Here is a 9082-nt window from a genome sequence, read left to right as displayed (position 1 = left end):
GCGTTAGCGAAGCACCGAAGCGAAGCGCAGTGCGGAATGCCCCGACCCTTGCGCAGCAAGGGGCACGCCCAAAAAATCAAAAAAAGAAATTATAAAGTAGCTTATTCTAATTTGCTTTGACTTTATTTTTTTCCAAATCAAAAAGGTCGTTGAGTACGTCTATGAGAGTTTCCGCCTGACCACGTTGGCACGAAGCTTTGAGCTGTAAAACAGGTAACTTGATTATCTTCTGTATAATAGACTTGCTTAGCTCTTCCATGCGTTCAATTTCTTCTTTTGAGACATTCTTTGCATATCTTTTAAGCTCTTCTTGGCGAATCTGCTCTAATGCATCTTTCATTTTTTGGATAACAGGAGAGAATTCTAATTCTTTAGTCCATTCATAAAACTCCTGTACCATTTCTTGAATAATTTTTTTGACCGCAGGAATGGCTTTTCTGCGATTTTCTTGAGCTTGTTTGATTTCTTGTTGTAAATCGTCAATGTTGTAAAGAGAAAGTAAGGGAATTTTAGCAATCTCTGGGTCAGCGCCTCTAGGCACAGCAATGTCAATAACAAAGTAAAGTTTGTAAGGTACTTCCTGAAAGTGCTGGAGTTGTAAAATAGGTTTTTCCCCACTGGCAGCTACAATAATTACGTCAAACTCTTTTACTTTTTGAGAAAGATACTCAAAAGGTAAGATATTAAAGCCGTGTGCCTGACTGAGTTCAGTTGCTTTTTCGAGGGTTCTGTTGCATATAGTTATATCTTTGACGCAAGTGCTTTTAAGGTTAATAGCTACTTCTCTACCTATTTCGCCCGCGCCAATTACCAAAGCTTTTGGTTCTATGATTTGAGCGGCTAAAGAATTTGCCAATTGTGCCGCAGCATAGCTCACAGATGCAGTACCTTCCTTAAAGGCAGTTTCTTGATGGATTCGTTTGTTGGCATGAAATACGGTATGCATTAGCCGATGGAGTAAAGGTCCTGTGCTTTGACATTCTACGGCAACTTTGTACGCCTCTTTAATTTGGTTAGCGATTTGAATATCCCCCAACACAGCAGAGTGCAGCCCTGCGGCTACTTCAAATAGGTACTCTACGGCTTGATAAGGGTCATGAACAATATCAAAGTACGGTGTGTATCGCTCAATGTCTTTTATTCCTTTTATATGACCTAAAAATGAAATAAAAGTTGAAGATAAGTCCTTTTCTGAATGGTAGTAAATTTCGGTTCTGTTGCAAGTGGAAAAAACTAAGCAATCTTGCAAATTTAAATAGTCCTTTTGCAACTGATACAACTTTCTGCACTCTTCTTCACTCAAATAAATCAGCTCTCTAATTTCTACGGGAGCTTTTTGATGAGATAAAGACAAGTATCTAAAATGCTCAAACATGAAAAACAGCTCTACAAAAATACTACTTTTTACACACAAAAGAACAAGTCTACAAGATTGTGTGTTTCAAATTAAGCTATTTTTGTTTTCTCATCCGAGGGACATAAAATAAAGCTATTAAAACCCCGTAGAAAGGTAGGATAGGAATCTTGTATCGGACTAGCGCCCCTAAGTTCGGCGTAGAAAAACCTACCATATATCCAAAGAGAATGATAAAAATCAAAGCAGGAAGTAAAAAGGTATCTTCAGCAAATCTTTTGAGTATATCAGAAAATTTATTTCGTCGTAACACAACAATCAGTAGATACAAAAGCAAGGTATTTTCTACGGCGGCAATAGCAATAAAAGGATTTTTAATATCAAAAGGTAGCGGTCTGAATAATCCATTAAATAAGGCTAAGTAAGCATTCGTCTTGATGGAAGTACCTCCTTGGCTACCTTTTTCACTCATATCAAATTGAGTAGCTTTAGCAGTTTCTACAACATTTTTAACCGCAAATTTTCCAAACTTTTCACTGAAGGTAGCAACAGAATAAGCCCCTATGGCAAGTCCTACAGCTGCCAGCACAGGAATAGATAATTTTCTTAGTAGGGCATTTCTTATCAGATTCCTTAAATCCAGCATGAACCACAAAACTAATGGTAGCATGAGTGCTAATAAAATATACACTTTGATATCTATGATAACCTTTGCACCTACAATAATCCACAGTATATACACCAGTTTAAATTTTCTCAAAATGAGCAAACGGTAAAATCCCGCTACTACAAAACCTACCCCACCGATGGTAATAGAGTCCTTCAAAATACCTGAACCCCAAAAACATAAGCTAGGAATAGCAAAAAACACATAAAACAAGAATTTTTTCTTTTCAGGATACCGTTCTAACATAACTTGATAAAACAGCCACATTCCAATGAAGGAAAAGAAACTAACCACACAAGCAGCAGCCATATAGCTTTTGTGAGTTAATAACTTTACATAAAAAACGTATTTGCTTGTCAAAAAAGCAGCTTCTTTGGGTTCATTCGGTAGGTATAAAGCAGGCCACACTAAGGCAGTTTTATGTTGAAAGGTATATCTCTCTAAGTCATACCATTCACTTGGGTAGCCCGAAAAAATTTCTAAGCCTATATCAGGATAGTCTATCATTATGTCGTAAAGGTCGTTAGTGGTTATGTGGTACATGTATGTATCTCCTCCGCCGTAAAAGTATTGATATATTAAGCCCACACTAACGCCTGAAACCATCTTTATGGTCAGAGCTCTAAAAAAGTACTCTCGTTCAAAAGGATTGTAATACTTGTATTTAAACCAGTCTGCGATAACGTATATCACAAATACAGTAATACCTGCATAAATCCAATCATGTGCTTTTAGGAATTGTACAAATAAAATCATGTCTTTGCACTTCCAAATATAAGTTTTTTTCAATTACATAAGCCTATTTTGTTTTGCGCAGAGGTTAAATTTTAATTTTTTTGGGCGTGCCCTTGTGGGCATTCGCTACGCTCATGCCCACAAGGTCGGCGTGCTTCGGGCTACGTGCGGAATGCCCCGACCCTTGCGCAGCAAGGGGCACGCCCAAAAAATCAAACTATTCTTAAAACATATACAAACTTTGAACTTAAAACATGAACCTTTATGTTTTTAATGTATATTTGCTCATCCGCTATGGAAGTTACCATTGACCAAAATTCAGGTTTTTGCTTTGGAGTACTCTACGCTATACAAATGGCTGAAGATGAACTAGCAGAAAAAGGTACTTTGTACTGCTTGGGAGATATCGTCCATAACAACAAGGAGATTGAACGTTTGACCGCAAAGGGTCTTAAAATTATCAACCATGAAGACTTAAAACAGCTTAAAAATACCACAGTACTCATTCGCGCCCACGGCGAACCCCCCGAAACCTACAAAATTGCCATAGAAAATAACCTCACTCTCATAGATGCTTCTTGCCCCGTTGTGTTAAAACTTCAACATAGAGTAAAAACAGCATTTGACTTAGGAACTCAAATTGTAATATACGGCGAACCAGGACATGCAGAAGTCAACGGCTTACTTGGACAAACTAAAAACCAAGCCATTGTCATAAGAAATATTCAGGAGTTAGATAAAATTGACTTTTCTCGCCCTATTACTTTATTTAGCCAAACTACCAAAAGCACAAAAGAATTTTATGAGATTGCCCAAGAAATTCAAAAAAGGCAAGCAGAGTTCAAAGCAAATGACACAATATGCAGACAAGTTTCTAATAGGGATGTTCAACTTCGTGAGTTTGCCAAAAAGTTTGATGTAATTATCTTTGTATCAGGCAAAAAAAGCTCAAATGGAAAAGTGCTGTACAAAGTATGTCAAAGTGTAAATCCAAGAAGCTACTTTATTTCTGATGTAGATGAGCTTATGCCTGAATGGTTTGAGAACTGTCAAACTGTGGGAGTTTGTGGCGCTACTTCTACACCCATGTGGCTAATGGAACAAGTAGCCGAAGCTATCCGTAACCAAACTTTTGCAGTAGCCAAAGTGTAGCTCAATAAGTTTACTTTGTTTGTTGTAGCTTAATTGTTGCTATTTTATAGCAATACTTTATTTTTGCACAGCATCATGAAAAAAGTCCATTTTATCGCTATAGGCGGTAGTGCTATGCACGGTATAGCCATTGCGCTGCATAAACTCGGTTATCACGTTACAGGTTCAGATGATGAAATTTACAATCCTGCCAAAGACAAACTTGCTCAAGAAGGTTTGTTGCCCACCGATATAGGCTGGTTTCCTGAAAAGATACATGAAGAACTAGACTTTGTTATATTAGGAATGCACGCTAAACCAGATAATCCCGAACTTTTGCGCGCCCAAGAATTAGGCTTAAAAATTTATTCCTATCCAGAATTTATTTATGAGTTTAGCCAACACAAACACAGAGTTGTAGTTGCAGGTAGCCATGGAAAAACTACTACCACAGCTATGGTCATTCACGTGCTTCATCACTGTGGCAGAAAATTTGACTATCTTATTGGGGGAGAAGTAAAAGGACTACCTTACACTTGCCGCTTATCTGAAGATAGCCATTTAATTATCATAGAAGGCGATGAATATCCTGCTAGCTGCTTAGATAAACGCCCTAAGATGCAAATTTATCAGCCGCACATATTGTGTATAACTGGCTTAGCTTGGGATCACGCAAATGTCTATCCCACCGAAGAGATCTACTTACAACAGTTTAGAGACACTGTACAAGCACAAGTCAGAGGTACTAATTTGATTCTCAACGCAGATGATAAAAAAGCTAAAAAGTTAGAAGAATTACAGGTTAAGGATAGTCATCTTATTCTGTATGAAACACCCAAATACAGAGTAAAAGACAATGTATATTACTACTTTTTAGATGACGAAGAAGTATCCACACGAGTTATTGGCAAGCACAACATGAGTAACATAGAAGCGGCTTACCGAATATGTAAAAAATTATCCGTTCCTACAGAGGATTTTATTCGGGCTATTTCTACTTTTGAAGGAGCAGGCAAACGTTTAGAAAAAATATACGATACAGGAGATATAGTAGTGTATAGGGATTTTGCTCATGCACCCTCAAAAGTCAAAGCCAGCCTTGATGCTATATATGAACTATATCATCGTACTTCATGGAGCTTTACACAAGGGCATCAAATTGTAGCTGTCTTAGAACTACATACTTTTAGCAGTTTATCTCAAAACTATTTACCTCAATATGAGGATGCACTCAAACAAGCTGACTATAAAATTGTATATGTAAGCGATACTGTGTTAGCTAAAAAAGGCGAACAAATAAGCGACATTTTTATTCAAGATGCATTCGGAGATAGAAAAATTAACGTATGTAGAAATCCCGAACAATTGACCCGAGCTTTACAAAGCATCCAAGCAAATAGAATAGCCTATCTTTTTATGTCATCAGGCACTTTTGATAGCACCGACATTCTTTCAATTATTAAAAAATAACTCTCAATGTTTGGATTTTCAGCAAAAGTATTGTAGATTTGAATGCAATTTAAGGAGTATAATTATGGCACTGAGAATATCGTCGGATTGTATATCCTGCGGAGCTTGCGAACCAGAATGCCCTAACACGGCAATTTATCCAGGCGGAGCAGAATTTGAATACTTTGGAAAAAAGTTTGAGGCTCTAGCTTCAGATATATTCTACATTGTACCCGAAAAATGTACAGAATGTGTAGGCTTTCATGAAGAGTCCCAGTGCGCAGCAGTATGCCCCGTAGATGCTTGCGTACCTGACCCTGATTTCCCCGAAGATCGCTCTCAACTGATGGCTAAAAAGGTTCATCTGCACGGTTCTTAATAAAAGTAACAAGCATCAAAACGTATCACGTTTGTTAAAAAAATTTCCGAAGCAAAAAACTTCGGAAGTTTTTTATTGTCTATTTGTCAATTAATTCTATTGGTACTATAAAAAACCTACACAGCTTGCTTATCATCTTTTGGACATTTATAAATAAGTCTTATTTTTGTTACGTGATACCCAAACTATGGAGCACAGAGCTTTTTTATTCATCTTTTTGAGTATTTCCTTGCCTATTTTAGTTCAGTCGCAAATCTCACATACTCATAGTAACAAAAAAGTACGCAGTATAAATCAATATGATTTTAGAGTAAATAGCGATGGGCAAATAGAAAAAGAAAGTAAAGCCTTATTCATGAGCAGCAAATACGATAGCTTAGGTCGGCTGGTAGAGCAAATTATATACAAACGTGATGGTATGCAGTTTTCTCGTACGGTATATGTGTATAACGATAAAGGTTTATTACAAGAGATGCTCAAATATAACGATGAAGACATTTTAGAATACCGCATGAACACTAAATACAACGATAAAAATTTGCTCATAGAAGAAATTTATTCTCGCCCAAATGGCAAATTGTGGTATAAAACTGTGCATACTTACAACGAAAAAGGTCAGCTCGTAGAAACTTCCGAAATTAAACCTGATGGAAAACCCAACTTTACTTGGAAATATAAATATGACGAACAGGGACACGAAATTGCTAAGGAGGACTATGCTGCCGATGGCTCTTTAGAATGGAAATCTATCTATAAGTACGATGCCAAAGGTAGAAATACCGAAGAAGTAAGCTACAGAGGGGATGGAAATATTCGGTTCAAGGTAGTGATTAAGTACGATGCTAAGGGAAATGAATTAGAATATGACTATTTTAGTGACGAAAGAACACTTTACTTCAAGTGGATATACAAATACAACGAATTTGGCGATGAAGTAGAAGCTACCAAAAAAGATAAAACGGATAAAATAATTGCATATAGTGAATTTGAATACGAATATGCAGACTAAGCGCTTTTATTCTTCTATTTCTCTTTTTTGCGGCTTTAAGCCCTCTTCCATCAATTTACCAATAATATAGTGTATGGTGGGAGTAATCTCATACTCTTTGCTAACAAACGCCGCTTTGATAATTCCATCTTGTCCAATAACGTAAGTAGCAGGCATAGAAACGAAAGCCGTGCCATCCGCGGTCATGTTTTTGATATCATAACCTCTTTTTTTGTATTCCTCAACTTTACTGTACTCCATGTTCTTTCCTACTTTGTACCGCAAACTTATCATGCGGTTCTTATCTGAAATAATCGGAAATTTAGTCTGCATTTTTTGACTCATTTTGATAATATTTTCCATGCTTTCTGTGGTAATGGCAATTACTGTACCTCCCATTTCATAGATTAAGCTTAAAGAGTCTTGTAAATTTCTCAATTGTGTCAAACTAGAGTTAGACCAGCTTCCATGATAAAACATAAGCACTACAGGTCCTTGTTTTAGCAAACGGTTGAGATAAACAGGCATAGCATGATTATCTACTGCCACAAATTGCGGCGCTTTATCGCCGATTTTTAGTCCTTCTACTTCTTCTTGGGCATATACATTTGATAACCACATCGTAGAAACTAAAAACAATGACCTAATAAACTTATGCATAGCAATTTACAAAATATCCCAAAAAGAAATACTGTTAAAATACGAATAGATTTCAAACTAAGTTTCAAAATAAAATAAGCAGGTTGTATTGATGTGGTAGTGAGTTTCTTTTCAATTGAAAATAAATTTCTGTACAGTTTTGAGTAAGATAATTACCAGAGGTTAAGTTTTATTATTTTTTGGGCGTGCCCTTGCGGGCATTCGCTGCGCTCATGCCCACAAGGTCGGCGTGCTACGGGCTACGCTGACGCTTCGGTGCTACGCTTCGCTCCGCACCGTGCTGACGCACGCCCTTCGCATGCCTCACGCAAATGAAACCTCAGCAAACCTTGTTTTGGGAATAAAAAACTGAAATTGTGTAAGTCAAATTTTCAAGCAACAAAAGACTTCATTTTAAAGTATTACGTAGAAAATCTGCATTTGCAAACAAACGCTTATATTTAGTTTTCAAAAGTTTTTTCTACCACATTAAACAATGTTTAACATAGAAAAATTAGGGCAAGTTTTTACGCCTTCACATGTTGTTTCCAAGATGCTTCAATTACGCCGAAACTTCGGTTCGGTATTAGAACCTGCGGCAGGAAACGGCGCATTTTTCAACCAAATACCAGGTTGTGTAGGTATAGAAATAGATCCCGCGATTGCACAGGAAGGTATGCTTTGCATGGACTTTTTTGATTATCCTATCTCTAACAAGTTTGACACTATTATTGGTAACCCCCCTTACGTAAGGTTTCAAGATATATTGCCTGAAACTAAAAAGAAACTTTCCATGAAACTTTTTGATGAAAGAAGTAATTTGTACTTGTTCTTTATTGAGAAATGTATTCATCATCTCAATAAAAGGGGCGAACTTATTTTTATTACTCCCCGTGATTTTTTGAAGGCAACTTCAAGCATTAAACTTAACAAATTCCTCTACGAAAGTGGCACAATTACTGACATAATTGACTTAGGCGATACCAAGATATTTGACGGATTTAGCCCCAATTGCCTTATTTGGCGTTTTGAAAAGGATAATTTTTCAAGAAAAACGAATGTTTATCAAAATTTTACGTTTTGCAATGGGCAGCTCCTATTTACAAGTAACAATTATACAATTCCTTTCAAAAGTATATTTTTTGTAAAAGTAGGTGCCGTAAGTGGTGCAGATGAAATTTTTACCAATCAGCAGTATGGAAATATGGATTTTGTCTGTTCCACTACTTTTAAGACAGGTAAAACCAAAAGAATGATTTTTAATACTTTTCATCAATGTCTTTTGCCCTACAAGCAAAAGCTGATAAGCAGAAAAATCAAAAAATTTGATGAAACAAATTGGTGGGCGTGGGGCAGAAAGCACTTTATTTCATGTAGAAAGAGGATTTATGTCAATTGTAAAACGCGCCACAAGAAGCCCTTTTTTACGCATTCCTGCATAAACTATGATGGTTCTATTTTAGCGATATTTCCGCACAATTCTAAAGCTGATATTGAAACACTAAAAGAGTTGCTCAATCAAGTGGATTGGGAAGAGTTGGGTTTTGTATGTGATGGAAGGTATATTTTTTCACAAAGAAGTTTAGAAAATTGTATGTTGCCCAGTGTTTTCGAGGATTATGTGGTTTTGCAAGAGAGTTTATTTAGTCATGTAGAAGTTTAGTTTTAATTTTTTTGGGCGTGCCCTTGCCCACACTTCGCTGCGCTTGTGTGGGCAAGGTCGGCGTGCTACGGGCTACG

10 protein-coding genes are annotated in these 9082 nt (G+C 36.8%); 7 read left to right on the top strand and 3 right to left on the bottom strand.

Features of this window, described 5'->3' with window-relative positions:
- Positions 1 to 106: 106 nt before the first annotated feature.
- Together hemA and NZ519_08990 are read right to left on the bottom strand one after the other, a co-directional pair.
- Entirely contained in the window at positions 107 to 1375 is a 1269-nt protein-coding gene (hemA, locus tag NZ519_08995; GenBank protein ID MCS7028889.1) for a glutamyl-tRNA reductase, read from the bottom strand.
- A gap of 76 nt (positions 1376 to 1451) precedes the next feature.
- On the bottom strand, positions 1452 to 2777 hold the full coding sequence (locus NZ519_08990) for a hypothetical protein (GenBank protein MCS7028888.1): 1326 nt from the start codon (positions 2775 to 2777) through the stop codon (positions 1452 to 1454).
- Between the two features lie 80 nt (positions 2778 to 2857).
- Between NZ519_08990 and NZ519_08985 the strand changes: the two genes are divergently transcribed.
- The 5 genes from NZ519_08985 (at position 2858) to NZ519_08965 (ending at position 6724) form a co-directional block, all read left to right on the top strand.
- Positions 2858 to 2983, top strand: a complete 126-nt coding sequence (locus NZ519_08985; GenBank protein MCS7028887.1) for a hypothetical protein — start codon at positions 2858 to 2860, stop codon at positions 2981 to 2983.
- A 67-nt stretch (positions 2984 to 3050) separates the two neighbouring features.
- On the top strand, positions 3051 to 3908 hold the full coding sequence (locus tag NZ519_08980) for a 4-hydroxy-3-methylbut-2-enyl diphosphate reductase (GenBank protein ID MCS7028886.1): 858 nt from the start codon (positions 3051 to 3053) through the stop codon (positions 3906 to 3908).
- Between the two features lie 75 nt (positions 3909 to 3983).
- Positions 3984 to 5357 (top strand): Mur ligase family protein, encoded by a 1374-nt coding sequence (locus NZ519_08975; GenBank protein MCS7028885.1) that lies wholly within the window; start codon positions 3984 to 3986, stop codon positions 5355 to 5357.
- A 64-nt stretch (positions 5358 to 5421) separates the two neighbouring features.
- Entirely contained in the window at positions 5422 to 5715 is a 294-nt protein-coding gene (locus NZ519_08970) for a 4Fe-4S dicluster domain-containing protein (protein ID MCS7028884.1), read from the top strand.
- 217 nt (positions 5716 to 5932) lie between these two features.
- Positions 5933 to 6724 carry a hypothetical protein gene (locus NZ519_08965; protein ID MCS7028883.1) on the top strand — a complete coding sequence of 264 codons (792 nt, stop codon included), beginning with the start codon at positions 5933 to 5935 and terminating at the stop codon, positions 6722 to 6724.
- A 6-nt stretch (positions 6725 to 6730) separates the two neighbouring features.
- Here the strand turns inward: NZ519_08965 and NZ519_08960 are convergent, their stop codons facing one another.
- Positions 6731 to 7363, bottom strand: a complete 633-nt coding sequence (locus NZ519_08960) for a redoxin domain-containing protein (protein MCS7028882.1) — start codon at positions 7361 to 7363, stop codon at positions 6731 to 6733.
- A 229-nt stretch (positions 7364 to 7592) separates the two neighbouring features.
- Between NZ519_08960 and NZ519_08955 the strand changes: the two genes are divergently transcribed.
- Both NZ519_08955 and NZ519_08950 read left to right on the top strand, forming a co-directional pair.
- Positions 7593 to 7715 (top strand): hypothetical protein, encoded by a 123-nt coding sequence (locus NZ519_08955; GenBank protein MCS7028881.1) that lies wholly within the window; start codon positions 7593 to 7595, stop codon positions 7713 to 7715.
- Between the two features lie 123 nt (positions 7716 to 7838).
- A complete protein-coding gene (locus NZ519_08950) occupies positions 7839 to 9005 on the top strand; it encodes a class I SAM-dependent methyltransferase (protein MCS7028880.1) in 1167 nt (388 codons plus the stop codon).
- Positions 9006 to 9082 lie beyond the last annotated feature (77 nt).

Source organism: Bacteroidia bacterium, from assembly GCA_025056095.1.
Taxonomy (GTDB): Bacteria; Bacteroidota; Bacteroidia; order JANWVE01; family JANWVE01; genus JANWVE01.
This window is presented reverse-complemented; position numbering and strand designations above follow the sequence as displayed.

Coding starts and splice junctions, on each gene's coding strand:
- NZ519_08970 (MCS7028884.1), top strand. CDS start 5,422: ATGGCACTGAGAATATCGTCGGATTGTATATCCTGCGGAGCTTGCGAA.
- NZ519_08980 (MCS7028886.1), top strand. CDS start 3,051: ATGGAAGTTACCATTGACCAAAATTCAGGTTTTTGCTTTGGAGTACTC.
- NZ519_08990 (MCS7028888.1), bottom strand. CDS start 2,777: ATGATTTTATTTGTACAATTCCTAAAAGCACATGATTGGATTTATGCA.
- NZ519_08960 (MCS7028882.1), bottom strand. CDS start 7,363: ATGCATAAGTTTATTAGGTCATTGTTTTTAGTTTCTACGATGTGGTTA.
- hemA (MCS7028889.1), bottom strand. CDS start 1,375: ATGTTTGAGCATTTTAGATACTTGTCTTTATCTCATCAAAAAGCTCCC.
- NZ519_08950 (MCS7028880.1), top strand. CDS start 7,839: ATGTTTAACATAGAAAAATTAGGGCAAGTTTTTACGCCTTCACATGTT.
- NZ519_08975 (MCS7028885.1), top strand. CDS start 3,984: ATGAAAAAAGTCCATTTTATCGCTATAGGCGGTAGTGCTATGCACGGT.